The sequence below is a fragment of the Phenylobacterium sp. LjRoot219 genome, from assembly GCF_964252995.1.
Lineage (GTDB): Bacteria > Pseudomonadota > Alphaproteobacteria > Caulobacterales > Caulobacteraceae > Phenylobacterium.
Genome location: NZ_CAXUQI020000001.1, coordinates 2,451,781 through 2,472,751, shown reverse-complemented (window position 1 = coordinate 2,472,751; position 20,971 = coordinate 2,451,781). Strand labels below are relative to the sequence as shown.

At 71.2% G+C, this 20,971-nt stretch carries 19 protein-coding genes; 5 read left to right on the top strand and 14 right to left on the bottom strand.

From position 1 onward, the window contains the following. Positions 1 to 61: 61 nt before the first annotated feature. A complete protein-coding gene (locus ACSQ14_RS12150; RefSeq protein ID WP_436013044.1) occupies positions 62 to 823 on the top strand; it encodes a FadR/GntR family transcriptional regulator in 762 nt (253 codons plus the stop codon). Between the two features lie 76 nt (positions 824 to 899). Next, positions 900 to 2,498, top strand: a complete 1,599-nt coding sequence (locus ACSQ14_RS12145) for a hypothetical protein (protein WP_436013042.1) — start codon at positions 900 to 902, stop codon at positions 2,496 to 2,498. A gap of 214 nt (positions 2,499 to 2,712) precedes the next feature. On the opposite strand, the gene ACSQ14_RS12140 is transcribed toward ACSQ14_RS12145, so the two are convergent. The 3 genes from ACSQ14_RS12140 to ACSQ14_RS12130 form a co-directional block, all read right to left on the bottom strand. After that, positions 2,713 to 3,240 carry an NUDIX domain-containing protein gene (locus ACSQ14_RS12140; RefSeq protein WP_436013040.1) on the bottom strand — a complete coding sequence of 176 codons (528 nt, stop codon included), beginning with the start codon at positions 3,238 to 3,240 and terminating at the stop codon, positions 2,713 to 2,715. Continuing rightward, positions 3,227 to 4,207, bottom strand: coding sequence for a UDP-glucose 4-epimerase GalE (gene galE / locus ACSQ14_RS12135; RefSeq protein WP_436013038.1), 981 nt, complete (start codon positions 4,205 to 4,207; stop codon positions 3,227 to 3,229). The genes ACSQ14_RS12140 and galE overlap by 14 nt, the downstream gene beginning before the upstream one ends. 97 nt (positions 4,208 to 4,304) lie before the next feature. Beyond that, positions 4,305 to 5,645: a putative O-glycosylation ligase, exosortase A system-associated gene (locus ACSQ14_RS12130; protein ID WP_436013036.1), complete on the bottom strand. Its 1,341-nt coding sequence runs from the start codon at positions 5,643 to 5,645 to the stop codon at positions 4,305 to 4,307. A gap of 208 nt (positions 5,646 to 5,853) precedes the next feature. Here ACSQ14_RS12130 and ACSQ14_RS12125 point away from each other — a divergent pair, with 208 nt between their 5' ends. After that, positions 5,854 to 6,147 (top strand): hypothetical protein, encoded by a 294-nt coding sequence (locus ACSQ14_RS12125; RefSeq protein WP_436013034.1) that lies wholly within the window; start codon positions 5,854 to 5,856, stop codon positions 6,145 to 6,147. Positions 6,148 to 6,186: 39 nt separating this feature from the next. Here the strand turns inward: ACSQ14_RS12125 and ACSQ14_RS12120 are convergent, their stop codons facing one another. From ACSQ14_RS12120 to ACSQ14_RS12075, 10 genes are read right to left on the bottom strand one after another with little or no spacing between them, the layout of a single operon-like run. Further along, positions 6,187 to 7,461 carry a glycosyltransferase family 4 protein gene (locus tag ACSQ14_RS12120; protein WP_436013032.1) on the bottom strand — a complete coding sequence of 425 codons (1,275 nt, stop codon included), beginning with the start codon at positions 7,459 to 7,461 and terminating at the stop codon, positions 6,187 to 6,189. A 38-nt stretch (positions 7,462 to 7,499) separates the two neighbouring features. Beyond that, a complete protein-coding gene (locus ACSQ14_RS12115) occupies positions 7,500 to 8,504 on the bottom strand; it encodes a glycosyltransferase family A protein (protein ID WP_436013030.1) in 1,005 nt (334 codons plus the stop codon). Continuing rightward, positions 8,504 to 9,787, bottom strand: coding sequence for an ABC transporter ATP-binding protein (locus tag ACSQ14_RS12110; protein WP_436013028.1), 1,284 nt, complete (start codon positions 9,785 to 9,787; stop codon positions 8,504 to 8,506). The genes ACSQ14_RS12115 and ACSQ14_RS12110 overlap by 1 nt, the downstream gene beginning before the upstream one ends. Then, the gene (locus ACSQ14_RS12105; protein ID WP_436015409.1) at positions 9,771 to 10,631 is read right to left on the bottom strand and encodes an ABC transporter permease; all 861 of its coding nucleotides are present in this window, start codon (positions 10,629 to 10,631) and stop codon (positions 9,771 to 9,773) included. Before ACSQ14_RS12105 ends, ACSQ14_RS12110 begins: the two co-directional genes overlap by 17 nt. 5 nt (positions 10,632 to 10,636) lie before the next feature. Then, complete coding sequence (locus ACSQ14_RS12100; RefSeq protein WP_436013026.1) at positions 10,637 to 11,809, bottom strand: DegT/DnrJ/EryC1/StrS family aminotransferase; 1,173 nt, start codon at positions 11,807 to 11,809, stop codon at positions 10,637 to 10,639. After that, positions 11,806 to 12,807, bottom strand: a complete 1,002-nt coding sequence (locus ACSQ14_RS12095; RefSeq protein ID WP_436013024.1) for an NAD-dependent epimerase/dehydratase family protein — start codon at positions 12,805 to 12,807, stop codon at positions 11,806 to 11,808. The genes ACSQ14_RS12100 and ACSQ14_RS12095 overlap by 4 nt, the downstream gene beginning before the upstream one ends. Then, entirely contained in the window at positions 12,804 to 13,496 is a 693-nt protein-coding gene (locus ACSQ14_RS12090; protein ID WP_436013022.1) for an acyltransferase, read from the bottom strand. The genes ACSQ14_RS12095 and ACSQ14_RS12090 overlap by 4 nt, the downstream gene beginning before the upstream one ends. 1 nt (position 13,497) lies before the next feature. After that, a complete protein-coding gene (locus tag ACSQ14_RS12085) occupies positions 13,498 to 14,622 on the bottom strand; it encodes a DegT/DnrJ/EryC1/StrS family aminotransferase (protein ID WP_436013020.1) in 1,125 nt (374 codons plus the stop codon). Continuing rightward, positions 14,619 to 15,647, bottom strand: a complete 1,029-nt coding sequence (locus tag ACSQ14_RS12080) for a Gfo/Idh/MocA family protein (RefSeq protein ID WP_436013018.1) — start codon at positions 15,645 to 15,647, stop codon at positions 14,619 to 14,621. The genes ACSQ14_RS12085 and ACSQ14_RS12080 overlap by 4 nt, the downstream gene beginning before the upstream one ends. Beyond that, positions 15,644 to 16,162, bottom strand: coding sequence for an acyltransferase (locus ACSQ14_RS12075; protein WP_436013016.1), 519 nt, complete (start codon positions 16,160 to 16,162; stop codon positions 15,644 to 15,646). The genes ACSQ14_RS12080 and ACSQ14_RS12075 overlap by 4 nt, the downstream gene beginning before the upstream one ends. A 294-nt stretch (positions 16,163 to 16,456) precedes the next feature. Between ACSQ14_RS12075 and ACSQ14_RS12070 the strand changes: the two genes are divergently transcribed. Together ACSQ14_RS12070 and ACSQ14_RS12065 are read left to right on the top strand one after the other, a co-directional pair. Beyond that, the gene (locus tag ACSQ14_RS12070; RefSeq protein ID WP_436013014.1) at positions 16,457 to 18,706 is read left to right on the top strand and encodes an NAD-dependent epimerase/dehydratase family protein; all 2,250 of its coding nucleotides are present in this window, start codon (positions 16,457 to 16,459) and stop codon (positions 18,704 to 18,706) included. Then, the gene (locus tag ACSQ14_RS12065) at positions 18,703 to 19,818 is read left to right on the top strand and encodes a glycosyltransferase (protein WP_436013012.1); all 1,116 of its coding nucleotides are present in this window, start codon (positions 18,703 to 18,705) and stop codon (positions 19,816 to 19,818) included. Before ACSQ14_RS12070 ends, ACSQ14_RS12065 begins: the two co-directional genes overlap by 4 nt. On the opposite strand, the gene ACSQ14_RS12060 is transcribed toward ACSQ14_RS12065, so the two are convergent. Continuing rightward, positions 19,779 to 20,939, bottom strand: a complete 1,161-nt coding sequence (locus tag ACSQ14_RS12060; protein ID WP_436013010.1) for a glycosyltransferase family 4 protein — start codon at positions 20,937 to 20,939, stop codon at positions 19,779 to 19,781. The two genes, ACSQ14_RS12065 and ACSQ14_RS12060, sit on opposite strands and share 40 nt — an antisense overlap. Between the last annotated feature and the right edge of the window lie 32 nt (positions 20,940 to 20,971).

The following is a 20,971-nucleotide window of genomic DNA, read 5'->3' as shown; positions in this document are numbered from 1 at the left end:
AATACCTCTTGGCTCTCGTCTGAACGACTTGTCAACCGCGGACCCGCGACAACCCGATCTCATGACCCGCTCCCCCGCCGAGACCCGCAAGCTCTACCAGCAGGTGGCCGCCGCCATCGCCGATGGGATCGCCGCCGGCCGCTATCCGCCGGGCCAGCGGCTGCCGTCCGAACGCGATTTGGCCGAGGAGTTCGGCGTCAGCCGGCCGACCATCCGCGAGGCCATGCTGGCGTTGGAGATCCGCGGCATGGTCGAGGCCCGGCACGGCTCGGGCATCTATGTCGCCGACACCCTGCCGGAGCCGGCGCCGGCGCCCGAACTCGACATCGGCGCGTTCGAGCTCACCGAGGCGCGGGCGCTGTTCGAGCCCGAGGCCGCCGCCCTGGCGGCCGCCACGATCACCGACGAAGAGCTTGATCGCCTGGAGGAAATCCTCGCTGACATGGTCGAGGAGAACGCCGCCGAGGCGAAGGGCGAACAGGCCGACCGCCGCTTTCACGTGGCCATCGCCGAGGCGACCCGCAACGCCGCCATCGTCTCGGTGATCGAGACCCTGTGGGATGCGCGCTACCGCTCGCCGCTCTGCCGCCACATGCTCGACAAGGCGCGCGCGGTCGGGGTGAAGCCGCGGATCGACGAGCATCGCCGGCTGCTCGACGCGCTCCGGACGCGCGATCCGCAACAGGCCCGCAAGGTGATGCGCGAGCACCTCGAGCACGTCATCGAAGGGCTGCTGGCGGCGACCGAGCTGGAGGCGCTGGAGCGTGCCCGCACCGAGGTCGAGGCCAAGCGCATCGAGTACGCGCGTCGCCGCTCGGTCTGACCACCGCCTTGACCCGTCCGGGCTGACTGGTAAGACCAATTCAAATGCGCCCGACGGGCGCCTCGGAGGACCTGCGATGCTGACCCGACGTGCGGACCTTGGCCGATCGGCCGCCATCATGCTGGCCGCCACGGCTGTCGTCTCGGCGGGCCCGGCGAGCGCGGCGGCGGTGAGGATCGCGCCCGGCGAGCTGCCGGCGGTCCGCAAGGTCGACCCGCGTTTCCAGTCCTACAATGTCGAGACGGTCGAGGTGATCGGCGGCCGCTTCTGGGCGCCCTATCCGAAGCCCGGCGAGGCCGCGAAGCCCGACCCGCTGAGGAGCGGCGGCGTCGATATCGCCGGCGCCATGTTCCGCAAGCGCGAGCCGCTCGACCTGAAGCACGACCGGCGCCTGCGCGTGCTCGCCAAGGCGCTGGGCCCGGCCTATGTGCGGGTCAGCGGCGCCTGGGCCAACAGCACCTATTTCCACGACGCCGACACCCCGCCGCCGGCGACCCCGCCGGCCGGCTACCAGGGCGTGCTGACCCGGCCGCAGTGGGCCGGGGTGGTCGATTTCGCGCAGGCGACCGACGCCGAACTGGTGGTCTCCTTCCCGGTCAGCGACGGGGCCCGCAATCCTGACGGCGCTTGGAATCCCGACCAGGCGCGGCGGATGATCCGCTACACCCACGACCTCGGCGGCAAGCTCTATGCGGCCGAACTGATCAACGAGCCGAACGTCGGGCCGGCGGTCGGCCTGCCGAAGGGCTATGACGCCGCGCGCTTCGCCCAGGACGTCGCCGCCTTCCGTGAGCTGGTGAAGACCGACGCACCGGACATGAAGACGGTCGGACCGGGCTCGACCGGCGAGGCGGGCTTCATCCTGTTCCCGCCGAAGATGGGGCAGGTGCCGACCGAGGCGCTGATGACCGCCGATCCGGCGCCGAAGTTCGACATCTTCTCCTACCACTTCTACGGCACCGTCTCGAAGCGCTGCTCGGGGATGGACAAGTCCGCCGGCGTCACGCCGGACCAGGCGCTGACCGAGGCGTGGCTGGCGCGGGCGGATCAGACCTTCGATCACTACAAGGCCGTGCGCGACCGCTTCGCGCCGGGCGCGCCGATCTGGATCACCGAGATGGCCGAGGCGGCCTGCGGCGGCGACCAGTGGGCGGCGACCTGGCTCGACACCTTCCGCTACGTCGACCAGATGGGCCGGCTGGCCAAGCGCGGCGCGGACGTCATCTTCCACAACACCCTGTCGGCCAGCGACTACGCGCTGATCGACGACGTCACCAACCAGCCGCGGCCGAGCTATTGGGCGGCGCTGTTGTGGCGCAACCTGATGGGCGAGACGGTGCTGGACGCCGGGCCGACCCAGCCGGGCCTGCATGTCTACGCCCACTGCCTGCGTGACCGGCCGGGCGGCGTCGGCCTCGTCGCCATCAACCTCGACAAGACCGCGCCGGCGACCCTCGAGCTGACGGCGGCGGCGGAGCGCTACACGTTGAGCGCCGACGAACTGCAGAGCAGCACGGTGAAGCTCAACGGCCGGACGCTGGGCCTGCTGCCGGGCGACAAGCTGCCGCCGCTCACCCCGGTCAAGGCGGGCAAGGGCAAGCTGAACCTGGCGCCGGCCAGCATCACCTTCCTGGCGATCCCGGGGGCCGGATCCAAGGCCTGCCGCGCGGCCTGATCACAGCCGAACGCCTCGGCCGCCGATTCGGCGGCCGAGGCTCGCGCTCAGCTATTCGCCGGAGGCGGGACGTCCGGCGAAGCTGTTCAACATCCGAGCGCGCGCGTTGGCCCGAACATCCGATCTTCCCAGCGACGGGGGCGGCGCGCCCTTGCATGTGAGGGCGCCGGCGCGCATTCGCTCTCGCGCCTGTCAGCAGTAACCCCAGATTGGGCTACCAGAGCGGCGCTTGCGGTGCGCCCCCGACCTCGGCGAGCCGGCGGCGCACCGAGGGATGCGCGTCGGCGGGCAGGGCCTGTTCGGCGAAGAAGGCGGCGGCGTCGATCTCCACGCCCCAATGGGTCGCGCATGGCGTCCACCGCTCGATCTGGAAGAAGGCGACGTGGTCGCCCCCCGTCCACTCGGGATTGCGGAACAGGCCGAGCAGCCGCGGCGGCGCAGTGATCGCCACGCCGCCCTCTTCGGCGAGTTCGCGCTGCACCGCCTCGGCGGCGGTTTCGCCGAACTCCACCCCGCCGCCGGGAAAGTGCCAGCCTGGCAGGTAGCTGTGGCGGATGAGCAGCACCTGGCCGCGGTCGTCGCGGACGCAGGCCCGCACGCCGAGCGAGATGCCGCGCAGCTGCGTGCGCAGCTTCACCAGCGGCAGCAGGGCGCGCAATGCGCGACCGGCGAGCGAGGGCGGCTCGCCGCCGCCGGCCGCCTCGAAGGCCGACGCCGCCGGCCAGGCCTCAGCGGGCGTCAACGCGGCTCTCCCATTCGAGGGCGTGGCGCACGATCTGGTCGAGCGCGTCGTAGCGCGGCGTCCAGCCGAGCCGGCCCTTCAGCTTGCCGGGGTCGGCGACCACCGCGGGCGGGTCGCCGGGGCGGCGCGGCAGTTCCTTGACCGCCAGCTTGTGGCCCGAGGCCTGCTCCACCGCGCCGATCACCTGGCGCACCGAGAAGCCGTGGCCGTAGCCGCAGTTGAAGGCGCCGGACTCGCCGCCGGCGCGCAGGTGGTCGAGCGCCAGCGCGTGGGCGGCGACCAGGTCGCTGACGTGGATGTAGTCGCGCACGCCGGTGCCGTCGGGGGTGGCGAAGTCGACGCCGAAGATGCCGAGGTAGGGCAGCCGGCCGAGCGCGGTCTGGCAGGCCCGCTTGATCAGGTGGGTGGCGCGCGGCGTCGACTGGCCGGTGCGGCCGAGCGGATCGGCCCCGGCCACGTTGAAGTAGCGCAGCGCGATGTATTTGAGGCTAGTCGCCGAGGCCGCGTCCTGGAGCATCCATTCGGTCATCAGCTTGGAGCGACCGTAGGGGTTGGCCGGGATCTTCGGCGCGTTCTCATCGATCATCTCGGCCTCGGTGGCGCCGTAGACCGCCGCCGTGGAGGAGAAGATGAAGTGCTTCACCCCGCCTTGGATGCAGGCCTCGATGAGCGTGCGGGAGTTGCAGGTGTTGTTGGCGTAGTAGCGCAGCGGATCGGAGACTGAATCCGGCACGACGGTGGAGCCGGCGAAGTGCAGCACGCTGTCGACCTCGTGTTCGGCGATCAGCTGGCGCACCAGGCGGGCGTCGCCGACGTCGCCCTGAACGAACTGTGCCTTGTCGGGAACCAGGTCCCGTACGCCAGTCGTCAGATTGTCCAGGATCACCACGTCTTCGCCGCGCTCCAGGAGCGCCAGAGCCATGTGGCTGCCGATGTAGCCGGCGCCGCCGGTGACGAGAGCCGTCATATGTACCACCCCGCTCAAAAACCAAGGGGGAGCGGGATTGGAAGTCCTCCGCTCCGACCCGTTGGCAGGCTAGGGCGGGGGCCGAAACGGCGTTCAATCAAAGGACAGGCCGGGCGTCCGGTTTGCGTGGCGCGGCCGGCACACCGACGGTCATCCGCTTCCACTCCGGCGCGCCGGCCCGGAGCGGGCCTTCGGCACCGACCGTCTGGCAGGCGACCCGGGCGACCGCGGCGGTGAGCGCCAGGATGAGCAGCATCCCGTCGTAGTAGGCCATCGACAGCGCCGCGCCGGCCACCAGGAAGGCGACCATGCTCACCTGCATCATCCGCGCGAGCTGCGCCGCCCAGGCGAGCTCCGGGCGGCCGCGGGCAGTGTTCAGCGTCAGGATGGTGTTCCAGCCGGCCGCGATCAGCACGATGAAATAGAGGAACAGGCCGATGAAGCCGTGGTCGCCGAGCACCTCGAAGTAGATGCTGTGGGCGGCTTTGCCGGCCGTCAGGCTGCCCGGCATGGTGTACTCCCTGGTCACCCGGTCGATCTTCACCGCCGAGAACCCGCCGCCGACCAGCCGCTCCGAGGCGATGGCGTAGCTGGTCTTCCAGGCCGCGACCCGGCCGTTGAACGAGGCGTCCTCGCTGGCGGTCGAGATGCTCGACATGCGGTTCATCCAGGCCGCCGGCATGAAGCTGGGCAGGGTGGTGGCGAGCAGGCCGCCGACCACCAGCAACAGCAGCCCGGCGCGCGACCGCGCGCCGAAGGCGACCAGCACCGCGCCGAGGCCAAGCAGGGCGCCGCGCGACCAGGTGCCGATGATCGCCAGCACCGTCAGGGCGAGCGTCGCCCAGCCGCCGGTGCGGACGATGCGCAGCCGGCTCGACATGCGCAGATAGTTGACCAGCGGCAGCAGGATCAGCAGCGCCAGGCCCAGGGTGTTGTTGTCGTTGATCTGGCTGTCCGGCGGCCCGTACACTCGGTTGGCGCCGGCGGTGAGGACGGTGAAGGCCCCGCCCTTGACCGCGTAGTAGCCGAGCGAGACGACCACCATCCAGACCACCATCTGGATCCGCCCCTTGCTGTTGGCCAGGGTGATCACCGCGAGCGCCAGGATGATGCTCTTCATCGTCCGGTCCCACAGCCCATTGGCTGTCGCCGGATCGAGGGCGAAGTAGGTCGTCAGCGACGTCCAGGCTGCGAACACCAGCAGCGCGACGGTGAAGAAGTTGAGCGGAACGATCTTGCGCTCACGCGACACCCCCCAGGCGGCGAAGGTCAGCAGGGCGATGATCAGGTTGAGCTTGAAGCCGTAGAGAAAGCCCCACACCTCGCGGTGCGGATTCATCAGCGTGATCCAGGTCCAGGCCAGCACGCCGACGATCGGGAACCGGAAGATCAGAGGCACGATCGCGATCAGCGCCGCCAGGAGTGTGAGGTCGCGCATGTCCAGCTGCCCCTGCTCAGCAACGGTCCGGCGCAAAAGCGCCCGCCGCGAAGCGCAAATTCGCCTGAGCGCGACGGGCCGACCGCGTCAAATGATGTAACGGCGGTGCGGCGGGCTTTTGGTTCGCGGGCTCGCGGCGCTGAGTCCATCATTTGGCGCCGCCGAACCGGCCGCGAGCCGCGATGATGCGCCGGTTGCGGAGGGCCCGATGGAAGGCATCCTGTTCCTGGCGGAGGTCGCCGCGTTCCTGATCGTGGTCGCGTGGGCCGCGTTCGTTGAGCACACCGGATCTCCGGAGCGGGGCCTGCTGGGGATGCGCGAGGAGGGCGTGCCCGCCGGGCCGCCGCAGCGGGCCGAACCGGATTGGAAGCGGGTGCCGAGACGCGCGCCGATCCAGCTGGAGGCCGAGCCCGAGAAGCCGCTGCCGATGCGCCACGTCGGGCCGACGCCGGGGCCGACGCCCGCCTGGCGGCGGAAGTTGCGCGCCGACCGCTGGCGCTAGGTCCCGGGCCGGTCGAGCCGGCCACGGGCGCGGATCAACTCAGAGGTTCGAGCTCGCCCCGGCCGTCAGGCCGGCGTCCACCTTTGCGGCGCGCTCCCGCGATGGCCTGAGCAGGCCCTCGGCGAGGGCTTCGATGCGCGCGGCGTTGTGCGCCCAGGTCAGCGGCCGCTGCTCGACGGTCTGCAGCGCGGCGTCGCCCAGCCGCCGGCGCAAGCCGGCGTCGGCGCACAGCCGTTGCAGCGCGTCGGCGAACGCGGCTGCGTCGCCGGGCGCGAACAGCAGCGCGTTTTCGCCGTCGGTCAGCACCTCGCGGATGTTCGGCTGATCCGGCGCGATCACCGGCCGGCCGAGCGCCATGTATTCGAACAGCTTGAGCGGCGAGGCGTAGGCCGCGGCTCCGGTCTGCAGGGCGATGTCGAAGCCCTGGGTGACCGCCGGCACTTCGCCGTGCGGCAGCTTGCCGGTGACGTGGAGGCGGCCGGCGACGCCAAGAGCCGCGGCGCGGGCCTGCAGCTCGGGCAGGGCGGGGCCGTCGCCGACGATGACCAGGTGGGTGTTCGGCGGCAGCTGCGGCAGCGCATCCACCGCCCAGCCGACGCCGTGCCAGGCGCGCACGAAGCCCACGAAGCCCAGGACCACGTCGGTTTCGCTGAGGCCCAGCCGCCGGCGCGCAGCCGCAGCCGCCTGAGGCGTTGGGCGGCGCGACAGGTCCGCGCCGTTCGGGATGACGTGCACCTGGCCCGTGCCGCGGACCTTGCGGATATGCTCCGCCAGCACCGCGGTCACCGGCAGGATCGCGTCGGCCCCCTGCCAGAGCGCCGCCTCGCAGCGGCGGCCGATCCCGCGAAGGCTCAGCTGGCCGAGATCGGTGCGCTCGGCGGCGAGCGGGGCGTTGACCTCGAGCAGCACCGGCGGTCCGCCCTGGGCGCGCAGCGCCAGCCCGGCGAGCAGGAACAGGTTGTAGCGCTCGTAGATGACGTCGGGCCGGAAGGCGCGGGCGGCCCGCGCCAGCCGCAGATAGGCCGGGCCGTTGTAGGCCAGCTCGCAGAGCTCGTAGGCCCAGCCTGGCAGGCCGCGCCGCAGGCGTTCCACGAAGCGCTCCAGCCGGCTGTCGGCGCCGGCCACCGCGGTGGCGTCGGCCTGTTCGCCGGGGCCGACCAGCAGCACCTCATGGCCGCGCGCGCGCAGCGCGCTCACCAGTTCGGTGACGTGCACCCGCATGCCGTCGGTGGCGGCGATCCGGTGGTGGTAGAGGATGCGCAGCGGCCGTTCCGGCCGGACGGCGGGCTCAGGGCCAAGTCCTCGCGTGTCCATCGCTGGCTGCCCCTCTGCTCACCTAGCCGCAAACCATCTCAGTCGCGAGCCGGAGCGGCGCGCTCAAATGAGGATGTGGCGGTTGTCCCGCGCGTCGCGATCTGCAGCAGCGGGTGGACAAGACGCTTGATCTGCAGGCGCCGGTACTGTCGCGACCGGCGCACGGCTGGCCACAGCTCGGCGGCGAAGGCGATCATTTCCGAACATCCCCGGCCGGCCTCGACCGCCCTGGAGGCGTCCCACAGGAGGTCGTGCGCCAGGGTCGAGAGCGCCTGGGATCGCAGGTCGGCGGCCCCGGCCACGCGGGCGCCCTGGGCGTCGAAGAAGATCTCGAACGCGTCACGCCGCTGGCCGTAGTCGCGCAGGAAGTTCGCCCCGGCGTAGCCCTGGCGCATGTTCTCGCCGTGCATCCGGACGAAGGCCTGCAGCGCGTCGATCTCGCCGACGTCCCCGTAGGCGGCGCAGCGCAGCCACATCTCGAGGTCGCCGGTGTGGGTCAGCTTGGTGCTGTAGTAGCCGACCCTTTTCTGCACGGCGGTGCGCACGACGGCCGTGGCGGTCTCCACCGGATTGTCCGGCCGGGCGCAGATCCGCTTGATGAAGTCCTGGCCGGAGATGAGCCGGTCGCGCCCGCCGGCGGCGACGGTGCGGGGCAGCTCCTCATTGCGGGCGAACTGGATCGCCTTGCCGTAGACGAAGGCGACGCTCGGATTGGCCTCCATCAGCGTCACGGCGCGCGCCAGCGCCCCGGGCGCGACCATGTCGTCCGCCGAGAGCAGCAGCAGATACTTCTGCGCGGTCCAGCCGAGGCCCTCGTTGAAGGTGTCGATGTGGCCGCGGTTCTGCTGGTGGACGATGACCTCGACCCGGCTGTCCTCGGCGGCGATGCGCCGGGCCTCCGCGGCCGTGTCGTCGCTGGAGGCGTCGTCGAGGATCAGCACCCGGACCGGCAGCGAGGTTTCCTGCAGCACGCTGCCGGTGCAGGCGCGCAGATAGCGGGCGTAGTTGTAGCAGGGGACAATGACGTCGATCCCGGCGGACATCAGGCGACCGCTCCGATGCTCTGCGGACGCGCGACGGCGCGCCGTTCGCCCTGGCTCCAGACGCCCGGCTCGTGGAACACGCCGAAGTGCATGTCGAGCACCGGGTGGCTGACGTGGAAGCTGCCGCCGAGCTGGCCGCAGACCAGCTTGCCGAAGCCCCGCTCGCGCACCAGGATCTCCAGCTTGTAGAGCTCGGAGACCAGCGACAGCGGCGGGGTCAGCAGCTCGAGTCGTCCGGCCCCCGGCTTGGTCGAGATCGTCACCCCGTCCAGCTTGGTGTTGTAGTTGCAGCAGGACACCCCGTCCGAGCGGACGAAGGCGAGGATGAAGTTCGGGTCGTCCACCGGGCCGCGGACCTCGTAGTCGAGATGCAGCCGCAGACGTTCGCCGTACTCGAACACCGTGGTCGGCTCGCCCGCCTCGTTCAGCAGGGCGACGTCGGTGATGACGATCGGGGTGTCGTTCGGGTCGGTGATCCCGGCCGCCTGCGCCCAGTTGACCGAGGCCAGCCGGCAGTCGGACTCGTAGAGCTCGATGCCCTTGGCGGTCGCACCGTCGAACTGCACCTTGCCCTGCCGCAGGTAGATCACCCGGTCGCACATCGTCTTGATCGAGAACATGTTGTGCGAGACGAACAGGATCGTCGCCTCGCGCCGCTGCAGGTCCTTGGCGAAGTCGATGCACTTGCGCTGGAAGGTGATGTCGCCGACCGACAGCACCTCGTCGAGCAGCAGGATGTCCGGCTCCAGGTGCGCGGCGACCGAAAACGCCAGCCGCACGTACATGCCGCTCGAGTAGCGTTTCACCGGCGTGTTGATGAACTCGCCGATCTCGGCGAACTCGACGATGGCGTCGAACTTGCGGGCGATCTCCGACCGGCTCATCCCGAGGATGGCGCCGTAGAGGAAGACGTTCTCGCGCCCGGACAGCTCGGCGTGGAAGCCGGTGCCGACCTCGAGCAGCGAGCCGAGCCGGCCGTTGACGCGCGCGCGTCCGGTCGTCGGGCTGGTGATCCGCGACAGCACCTTCAACAGGGTGCTCTTGCCAGCGCCGTTGAGGCCGAGGATGCCGACATTCTCGCCATGGCGGATGTCGAACGACACGTCGTCCAGCGCCCAGAACGATTGCTTCGGCGGCCGCGAGCGTCCGAGCGTGGCGATCGCCTTGGCCGTACCGGCCATCACGTCGACCATGGTGTCGGTGCGCCGGCCGCCGCTGGCGATCCGGTACTGCTTGCCGAGGCCCTGGGCCTGGATGGCGAACTCGTCAGATGATGTCCGCAAAGGACCGCTCCATCTTCCGGAAGTAGGCGAGGCCGAGGGCCAGGGCGACGGCGATGACGACGACGCTGATGGCCATCGCCCGGAAGTCCGGGTGCGGGGTGCCGAGCAGCGCCCAGCGGAACCCCTCGACGACGCCGACCATCGGGTTGAGGCTGTAGAGAAGCCGCCAGCGCTCGGGGACGATGCTGCTGGGGTAGGCGACCGGCGAGGCGTAGAGCCAGACCTGGATCAGGAACGGCAGGGTGTGCATCACGTCGCGGTAGCGGACGCTGAGCGGCCCCAGCCAGAGCCCGATCGCCAGCGCCAGCGCGTAGGCGACGCCCAGGAACAGCGGCAACAGCATGATGTAGGGGGTCGGCGAGATCCCGTACCAGAGGAACATGCCGAGCAGCACGATCAGGCCGGCGGCGAAGTCCGCCAGCGGCGCGGTGACCATCGCCAGCGGCACGATCAGCCGCGGGAAATAGACCTTGCGGATCAGGTCGGCGTCGCTGACCAGGCCCACCGAGCTGCGGCGCACCGCCTCGGCGAAGAAGGTCCACGGCAGGATCGCCGCATAGGCGAACAGCGGGTAGGGGATGCCGCCGGTCGGCATCTTGGCGAACAGGCCGAAGATGACGGTGAAGATCAGCGCCGCCAGCAGCGGCTGGACGATCGCCCAGCCGACGCCGATCACCGCCTGCTTGTAGCGGATCTTCAGTTCGCGCAGGACCAGGAAGTAGAGCAGTTCGCGCGACCGCCAGATTTCACGCAGGTTGAGGCCGGCCCAGCCGCTGGCGGGGCGGATCTCGATGCTCGGGCGTTCGGACGGGGCGGGGGCGAGGGCGGGGGCTGCGGCGTGCATGGTCGTCACGCCACTTCCGCCAGCGCGCCAGGGGCGAGCGGCTCGGCCGCCAGCGCCTCGCGCAGCGCCTCGACCACCGTGATCTGGTCCGCCTCGGTCATCTGCGCGTAGAGCGGCAGCAGCAGGCAGCGCAGGTGCGCGGTCTCGGACTGCGGCAGGGGCGGGGCTTCGGCGCCGTCGTAGGCGGCTTCCAGGTGCGCGCACATCACGCCCCGGCGGGTCGCCACGCCGCGGTCGAGCATCGCCTGCATCACCCGGGCCTGGTCGGCGCCGTCGGGCAGTCGCACGGCGTAGCTCTGCCAGTTGCTGCGCGCCCAGTCCGGCTCGACCGGCGGACGGACGCCCGGCGTGCCGGCCAGCAGTTCGCCGTAGCGCGCGGCGAGCGAGCGACGGCGCGCGATGATCTCCGGCAGCCGCTGCAGTTGGCGGCGGCCGATCGCCGCCTGCATGTCGGTCATGCGGTAGTTGAAGCCGCTGACTGGATATTCCTCGAAGATCACCTGGGTCGAGCCGTGCCGCACCGCGTCGGACACCGTCATGCCGTGTTGCCGCAACAGCCGGAACTGCGCGTCCCAGTCGGCCCGCCGGGTCGTCAGCATCCCGCCTTCGCCTGTGGTGATCACCTTGCGCGGATGGAAGGAGAAGCAGGCCACGTCGCCGACCGGCCCGCCGAGCGGCGTCCAGGCGCCGTCGAGGCGGATCTCCGCGCCGATGGCGCAGGCGGCGTCCTCGATCAGCGGCAGGCCGTGCGCCTGGGCGAGCGGCAGGATGCGGGCGAGATCGGCCGGCATGCCGATCTGGTGGACGCAGAGGATCGCCTTGGTCCGCGGCGTCACCGCCGCGGCGATGCGCTCCGGATCGAGGGTCCAGGTCCCCGGCTCGACGTCGACGAACACCGGGGTCGCGCCGCACTGGCGGATCACGTTGGCCGTGGCGATGAAGCTGTGGCTGACGGTGATCACCTCGTCCCCGGCGCCGACGCCGGCGACCAGCAGCGCGAGGTGCAGGGCGGTGGTGCAGTTGGAGACTGCGCAGGCGTGCGGCGTGCCGACCAGGGCGGCGAATTCCGCCTCGAAGGCGGCGACCTGCACGCCCTGGCTAAGCCAGCCGGAGCGCACGACCGCCGCGGCCGCCTCGGCTTCCTCCTCACCGAGCAGGGGCTGAGCGATCGGGATCATGCCGCTTGTCCTTCCGCCTTGCGGACCTGTTCGCGGCGCCACCAGTCGACCAGGCTGCTCAAGCCGGCGTCGAGGCTGAGCGACGGCGTCCAGCCGATCAGGGCCTCGGCCGCGGCGATGTCGGCCAGCCGCTTCGGCACCGGATTGACCGCCCGTTCGGCCTCGTGGATCGTCTTTGCGCCAGGCGCGCCCATGACCACGGCGAGGCGCTCGGCCAGGTCGGCCAGGCTCGTCTCGGTGGCGCTGCCGATGTTGAGGACCACGTCGCTGGCCGGCGCACGGGCGGCGAGCACATTGGCCCGGGCGATGTCCTCGACGTGGATCATGTCCAGCGTCTGCAGGCCGTCGCCGAAGATGATCGGCGGCTCGCCAGCGGCCAGCCGCTCCATCCAGCGGATCAGCACCTCAGTGTACTTGCCGTGGATGTCCATCCGCGGGCCGTAGGCGTTGAAATAGCGCAGCGCGACATAGTCCAAGCCGTACATGTCGTTGAAGCTGCGCAGCAGGCCCTCGCCAAACATCTTGGCCGCGCCGTAGAGCGTGCGGTTGCCGTAGCCGTGGTGGTCCTCCCGCGTCGGGAAGAGCTCGGCCATGCCGTAGATCGACGCCGACGAGGCCATGACCACCTTGCGCACCTTCTGCGCGACGCACTGCTCGAGCAGGTCGTAGGTGGCGTCGACCATCACCTCGATGGCCCGGCGCGGCTCGGCGGCGCATTGGGTGATGCGCAGCGCCGCCAGGTGGAAGACGGTGTCGCAGCCGTCGACCAGTTCGGCCATCAGCGGGCGGTCGCAGATGTCGCCGCGGACCAGCCGGACGCGCCCGGTGGCCAGGGCGCCGGCGAGGTTGTCCGGCCGCCCGCGCACCATGTCGTCGATCACCAGGATGTCGCCGGCGCCCGCGGCCAGCAGCGCGTCCACTGTCGCGCTGCCGATGAAGCCGGCGCCGCCAGTGACCAGCACCCTGCGGTCAGTCAGATCGTAGAGGGGCAGGGTCACGCACGGACTCCTTTTCGGGTCAGGTTGGCGTTGCGGAAGCCGATCACCTGGGCGGGCGCGCCGGCGACCTTGGCGAATGGCGGCACGTCGTGGGTCACCACCGCCCCGGCGCCGACGATGGCCCCTCGGCCGATGGTCACGCCGGGCAGCAGGACGGCGTTGACGCCGATGTCGGCCTCGTCCTCGATGATGGTTCGGGCGATGATCAGGTCGGTGGCGATGATCGGCTCATGGACCGGTTCGCCGGAGTGCTTCGAGCCCAGCAGCTTGGCGCCGGGGCCCCAGCCGACGTAGTTGCCGATCACCGCGTCGCGGACGTCGAGGTAGGCCTGCGGCCCGATCCAGACCTTGTGGCCGATGCGGCAGGTGCCGTCGAACCGGCCCTGGATCACCGCCTGTTCGCCGATCACCACGCCGTCGCCGATCTCGAAGGTCTCGGGGTGTCGCAGTCCGACGCTCGGGCCGATGCGCAGGCCGTCGCCGCAGCTCCGGGCCAGGGCGCGGACGCAGGTGCGGCGCATCAGCTGGTCGAGGTGATCGTCGCCGGCGGCGAAACGCCGGAACAGCGCCATCAGCTCGTCCGCCGAATGACGGCGCCGCAGGTCGTCGGCGAACCCGAACTCGTAGTCCGGGTCGCGGGTGACGGGCTCACGCCCATGAGTGGCGGGAACGTTGCGAACGACCTTCATTTCAAGCCGCCTTGCCCGCGAGTGTTGTGGCCGTCTGGCAGGCATCCGCCAGGGCGTCGCAGACCGTGTCGATCTGGGTGTCAGTGATGCCCGGGAACATCGGCAGCGACAGGGTCTCGTCGGCGAGCTGCTCGCTGACCGGGAAGTCGCCGCGCCGGTAGCCGAGGTCGGCGTAGGCCGGCTGCAGGTGCACCGGGATCGGGTAGTGGATGTTGGTGTCGACGCGGCCCGCGAGCTGCGCGCGCACGGCGTCGCGCTCGGCCACGCGCACGGCGTAGACGTGATAGACGTGGTCGCGGCCGTTGGCGGGCGCAGCGTGGACCACGCCGGCGGCGTCGAGGTTGCGATCGTAGCGCGCGGCGGCGTGCCGGCGCATGTCGGTCCAGGCTTCGAGATGCGGCAGCTTCACGCTCAGCAGCGCCGCCTGGATCTCGTCGAGGCGGGCGTTGAAGCCCTTCTCGGTGTGCAGGTACTTCCGCGGCTGGCCCCAGTCGCGCAGCAGGCGCAGGCGTTCGGCCAGGTCCGCGCGGTTGGTGACCACCGCACCGCCTTCGCCGCAGGCCCCAAGGTTCTTGCCCGGGTAGAAGCTGAAGCAGCCGAGGTCGCCGAAGGTCCCGGCCCGCTGGCCGTCGGCCTCTGCGCCGTGCGCCTGGCAGGCGTCCTCGATGACCACCAGCCCATTGGCGCGGGCGATCGCCAGGATCGCCGGCATATCGGCCAGCCGCCCGTGCAGGTGCACCGGGATGATCGCCTTGGTGCGCGGCGTGATCGCCGCCTCGAGCTTCGCCGGGTCGATGTTCCAGGTGACCGGATCGATGTCCACCAGGCGGGGCGTCGCCTGGGCGTAGAGGATCGCCGCGACCGTCGCGACGAAGGTCGCCGGCGTGGTGATCACCTCGTCGCCCGGTTCGACCCCGGCGGCCAGCAACGCCATGTGCAGCGCCGCGGTGCCCGTGCTGACCGTGACCGCATGCTCAGCGCCGCAATAGCCGGCGAACGCCTGCTCGAAAGCCAGGTTGCGCTCGCCGAGGATGAACCGGCCGCTGGCGATCACCTCGCGCGCCGCCTCCGCGAGCTCCGGCTCGAGCCGGCGCTGCTGCAGTCCGAGGTCGAGAAATGGGATCATGAAGCTCTCCGCATGCCGCCGAATTCGACGGGGTGGCCACGCATCGCCATCGAACGGGTGGCGGCTTCCAACATCTCGACCACCTGCAGGCCCAGGCGCCCGTCGGTGGTTGGCCGTTTGCCGGTGTTGATGCAGTCGACGAAGTGCGCCGCCTCGGCGATCAGCGGCTCGGTGGTCGCCAGGTGAGGCGCCCACATGTCGCCGATCCGGTAGCTGACCATCATGCTGTAGATGTCCTCGACCTTGTCGGTGAGGTTCACGCCGCGGTCGTAGACCTTGATCTTCTCGCTGACCTCGAGGTCGTCCCAGACGATCATCTTGCGGCTGCCGCCGACGAACACCTGGCGCACCTTGCGCGGCGCCAGCCAGTTGACGTTCAGGTGGGCGACTGCGCCGCTTTCCAGGTAGAGCGACAGGTGCGCCATGTTTTCCGGCGTGCCGTGCACGTGGCTGACCCCGTTGGCCGAGACCGCCGTCGGCCGGCTGTTCAGCACGTACTGCAGGATCGCCAGGTCGTGGACCGCGAGGTCCCAGATGACGTTCACGTCTTTCTGGAACAGGCCCAGGTTGATGCGCGTGGAGTCGTAGTAGTAGACCTCGCCGAGGTCGTCGGCGGCGATCAGCTCCTTCATCTTCGCCACCGCCGGCGAGTAGACGAAGGTGTGGTCGACCATCAGCGTCAGGCCGCGCCGCTCAGCGGTCTCCAGCAGCATCCGGCCCTGCGCCGAGGTCTCGGTCATCGGCTTTTCGACCAGCACGTGGCGGCCGGCCAGCAGCGAGGCGTTGGCGATGTCGAAGTGGGTGCGCACCGGGGTGGCGATCGCCACCGCGTCGACCTGCGGATCCTCGAGCGCCTCGCGCCAGTCGTTCAGCAGCCGGACGTAGGGGTGGCGCTTGGCGGCCCGGGCGAGCGCGTCGGGCGAGGCGTCGGCGATCGCCACCAGGCGGCAGCCGTCGGTCTCGGCGAAGCATCGCGCCAGGTTTGGGCCCCAGTAGCCGTAGCCGATGACTGCGACGCCGATCATGGACAAACCTTTCGCGGGCTGGCCTTGCGGAGTGTGGGTTGGGCGTCGTCGGCCGCCGGCTTTTGCAGGCGCGTGTCGCCGACGACGCGGGCAGGGTTGCCGACGACGATCGCGTGGTCGGCCACGTCGGCCGTCACCACCGCGCCTGCGCCGACCAGCGCGCCGGCGCCGATCACCAGGCCGGCCAGGATGGTGGCGTTGGAGCCGATCGAGGCGCCGCGGCGCACGAGGGTCGGCAACACCTGCCAGTCGGCCTCGGTCTGCAGGCCGCCGCCGGCGGCGGTGGCGCGCGGATACAGGTCGTTGGTGAACATTACGCCGTGGCCGACAAAGACCTCGTCTTCGATGGTCACGCCTTCACAGACGAAGGTGTGCGAGGAGATCTTGCAGCGTGCGCCGATCACCGCGTTTTTCTGAATCTCGACAAAGGCGCCGATCCGCGAACCTTCACCGATACGGCATCCGTAAAGATTGACTAGGTCGGGCTGAGGCAGGGCGACGTCTGCGCCCAGCATCACGTCCGCAGAAACCGGCATGGAAATGAAGCCTCCGCATCTGGTTATTCACGCCCTGCGGCCTGTGTCCTTGCTAGGCGTTGCGGCTGGGGCCAACCACGTCTTTTGATGCGGGATAGGTGTTTCGGATGACCCGGATCGGGGGTTCCGCGAAGCTGGGTCGGGAGCCCGACGGACCGTCGTCGACACGCGGAAATCGGCGGCGATACGGGCGCTCGACCAAATGATGGCGCCCGCTCTGAGCGGACGTGGAAGGGTCGGCGGAAGACCGAAGCTGCCCTCGCGACAGGCCTCATGAACACCCGAAATCTCACCCAGCCCCGCGACCTCGCGTCAGGCCCGACCGCAGGGCAGGCGGCAGCCGACGAGGACGCCGGACGCGCCCCGACGGGCCGCGTCGTCGAGGTCGCGCGCCGCGCGCTCGGACGACCGCGCAACGTCTGTCTGGTCGGGGCCGGCAACATCGCCGCGACGCACGCCAGGGTTCTGCAGGCGATGCCGGGCGTCCGCATCGCGGCGGTCGTCGACCCGGATCTGGCGGCCGCCCGTCGCCTGGCCGACAGCCTCGGCGCCGGCAGCGTGCACGACAGCGCCACCGCCGCGATCCGCGCCGAACAGCTGGATGCGGCCCATGTCATGGTCCCGCCGCAGGTGCACCGGGACGCGGCGATGCCGCTGCTCGAGGCCGGTTGCTCAGTGCTGCTGGAGAAGCCGCTCGGGACTTCGCGCGCGGAATGCGACGAACTGCTGGCCGCCGCCCGCCGCACCGGCGCGACCCTGGGGGTCAACCAGAACTTCGTCTTCCACCCGGCCTTCGCTCGCCTGCGCCGGGCGCTGGCTGCGGGGACCTACGGCAAGCCGCGCTTCGTCGACTGCATCTACAACGTGCAACTGCGCCAACTCGCGGCGCGGCAGTTCGGCCATTGGATGTTCCACCAGCCGGGCAACATCCTGCTGGAGCAGGCGGTCCATCCGCTGTCGCAGATCGTCGCCGTCGCCGGCGCGGTGCGCGGGCTTCGGGCGATCGCCGGGCCGCCGACCGAGATCGCCCCGGGCGTGCCGCTGTTCCCGGCGGTGACGGCGACGCTGGACTGCGCCGAGACGCCGGCGCAGCTGCGCTTCGCGGTCGGCCAGTCCTATCCGTTCTGGCAGCTGACGGTGGTCTGTGACGACGGTGTGCTGGTCGCCGACATCCTCGCCAACCGCTGCTACGCGCACGGCCGGACCCGCTGGCTGGAGGCGGCCGACGGGCTGATTTCCGGCGTGCGCACCGCCGGGGCGGTGTTCGGCGGGGCGGTGCGCAACGCGAGTGACTACGCGCTGTCGACCCTGCGGCTGCAGCGTCCGAGCGAGCCGTTCCTGCGCAGCATGCAGGGCAGCATCGGCGCCTTCTATGAGGCGATCGAGACCGGCGCGTCCTACGAGACTGACGGGCGGTTCGGCGCGGCCCTGGTCTCGGTCTGCGAGGCGATCCGCGACGAGGCCTTCGGCGCGCCCGCCCCGGCGCCCGCGGCGGCGGCCACGCCGCGCCGTGCGGCGCGACGCGCGCCCGCGCCCGACGTCGCGGTGCTCGGCGGGACCGGCTTCATCGGCGCCCAGACGGTTCAGCGCTTCCTCGCCGAGGGCAAGCGGGTCTCGGTGCTCGCGCGCTCGATCCGCAACCTGCCGGCGGAGCTTCAGCACGAGGACGTCGTGCTGCATCGCGGGGACATCCGCGATTACGAGACGGTGCGCAGCGCCATCGGCGACGCCGGGGTGGTGGTCAATCTCGCCCACGGCGGCGGCGGCGCGAGTTACGAGCAGGTCCGCGCCGGGATGGTCGGCGGGGCCGAGACGGTGGCCCGCATCAGCCTGGCGTTAGGCGTGCGCCGCATGCTGCACATCGGCTCGATCGCCGGTCTCTACCTCGGGCCGCAAGGCGCGCCGATCACCGGCGCGACCCCGCCCGATCCGTTGGCGTGGCGGCGGGCGGACTACGCCCGGGCCAAGGCCGAATGCGACCGCATGCTGCTGGAGATGCATGCGCGCGAGGGCCTGCCGGTCTGCATCCTGCGGCCCGGCCTGGTGGTGGGCGAGGGCACGGCGGCGTTCCACAGCGGCCTCGGCTTCTTCAACAACGACCAGCACTGCGTTGGCTGGAACCTCGGGCGCAACGCGTTGCCGTTCGTCCTGGTCCAGGACGTGGCCGAGGCGATCGTGCTCGCCGCCCTGACCGACACTGCGGTGGAGGGGCGCTGCTACAACCTCGTCGGCGACGTGCGGCCGAGCGCGCGCGAATACATGCAGGACCTGGCCGAGGCGACCGGCCGGCCGCTGCGCTTCCACCCAAGCCTGCCCGCCGGGCTGTGGGCGGGCGAACTGGCGAAGTGGACGATCAAGCGGGCCGGCGGCCGCCGTTCCCCCTTGCCGTCGCACCGCGACATCCTCTCGCGCGGGCTGCGGGCGAAGTTCGACTGCGACGACGCCCGGCGCGACCTCGGCTGGATCCCGACGGTGGATCCGCGGACCTTCGCGCGCCTCGCGGTGGCGGTTCACGCGCGATGAGCGCGCCGGCCCCGCTGGTGCTGAGCGTCTTCGCGACGTTCGCCGTGGGCGGGCCGCAGGTCCGGTTCGCGGCGCTGGCCAATCACTACGGCCGGGCCTGGCGGCACGCGATCGTCGCCATGGACGGGCGCTACGACTGCGCCGAGCGGCTGTCGCCGACGCTCGACGTGGTCTTTCCGGCGCTGAAGACCAACGGCGGCCTGCTCGCGAACCTCGCCGCCTTCCGCTGGGCGCTGGCCGAGCTGGCGCCGGAGGTGCTGGTGACCCACAACTGGGGCTCGATCGAGTGGGCGATGGCCAACCTCGCGCCGGGCGGCGTGCGGCATGTCCACATCGAGGACGGCTTTGGCCCGGAGGAGGCGCTGACGCAGATCCGGCGGCGCGTGCTGACGCGTCGGCTGGTCCTGCGGCGCAGCAACGTGGTGCTGCCGTCGCTGACGCTTGGCAAGATCGCGACCGAGATCTGGCGTCTGCCGCCGGCGCGGCTGCACTACATTCCCAACGGCCTCGACCTGCAGCGCTTCCGGCCGGCGACCGAGGTCCAGGCCAAGGCGCGGGCGCGCACGACGGAGCCGCCGCTGGTCGGCACGGTCGCGGCCCTGCGCGCGGAGAAGAACCTCTCGCGCCTGCTGCGCGCGGCCCGCCTGCTGCGCGACGAGGGGACGCCGCTGCGCCTGTCGATCGTCGGCGAGGGGGCGGAGCGCCCGAAACTGGAGGCGTTGGCCGCCGAGCTCGGCCTCACTGACATGGTGGCGTTCGAGGGCGCGCTGGAGGATCCGTCACGCGCCTATCGGGCGCTGGACGTCTTCGCCCTGTCCTCCGACACCGAGCAGATGCCGCTGTCGGTGCTGGAGGCGATGGCGAGCGGCCTGCCGGTGGCCGCCACCGCGGTCGGCGACGTGCCGCAGATGCTGGCGGCCGAGAACCGCCCCTATGTGGCCGACAAGGACGACGCGGCGCTCGCTGCGGCGTTGCGGCCGCTCCTGCGGGACGCAGGCTTGCGCGGGCGGGTCGGCGCGGCGAACCGGCTGAAGGCCGAGCGCGACTATGACGCCCAGACCATGTTCAGGCGCTACGGCGAGCTGCTGGCGAGGCCGGTGCCGGCCGCCTGAAGCCGACGGTAGAGCGCCGTCACGTCGCGCGCGAAGCGCTGGCGGCTGAAGCGCCGTTCGGCCTCGGCGCGGGCGTTGGCGCCGATCCGCGCCGCCAGGTCACGGCCCTCGATCAGGCGCGCGAGCGCCGCCGCCAGGCCGGCGGCGTCCTCGTGGGCGTGCAGCAGCCCGGTTTCGCCGTCGGTGAGCGTCTCGGGCACCCCGTCGACGGCGGTCGCGACGCAGGGCCGGCCGGCCGCCATCGCCTCGATGACGACCAGCGGCAGGCCCTCGAAATGCGTGCACAGCACGCAGAGGTCGGCGGCCAGCATCAGCCGCTCGGTGTCGCTGCGGAAGCCGGCGAACACGAACCGGTCGAGCACGCCGGCGTCCCGGGCCTGGGCCTGGACCTGCTCGAAGTGCTGCCGGTTCAGTGGGACGTTGGCGTTGTCGCCGACGATCAGGAAGCGCAACTGCGGGTGCGCGTCACGCAGCAGCGCCGCGGCCCGGATCAGCGTCTGGTAGTCCTTCTGCGGGTTCACCCGCGCGAACATCGCCGCGATCACGGTGTCCTGCGGCAGGCCGAACTCGGCGCGCACCGCCCGGGCGGTGGCTTCCCGCGCCGCCGGGGCGGCGGGCGGCGCGATCTCCACGCCGTCGTAGAGGACGCTGCTGCGCTGTTGCGGGATCGGGATCGGGAAGCGCTCGCGGGTGTCCTGCGAGACGAAGGCGAAATGGCTGGCGGCGCCGATGAAGATGCGGCTGCGCCGGCCGATCTGCGCCTCGCGGTTGCGCACGTGGCAGAGCACCGGCCGCTGGGCCATCCGCCCGGCGACGCCCACGTGGTAGGCCGCCGAGACGTCGGCGCAGTGCACGAGGTCGAACCGCCCGCAGATCCGCGCCGTCGCCCAGGAGTCCCGCAGGAAGGCCGCGGCCTCGCGCACGAGGCTGGGTTCGGGGCGGCGCAGGTCGGCGAAGCAGGGCACGCCGGCCTCCTCGAAGTAGGCGAGCTGGTCGGCGGTCGGCTGGAGCAGCAGGGCCGCGCTGTGCACCCCGTACGGCCGCACCGCATCGGCGATGCGTCGCGTCGCGATCTCGGTGCCGCCGACGCCGGGAAACGGCAGGACGTGCAGGACCTTCATGCGGACGCCGTCCGGGAAATATCGTTGTGCTG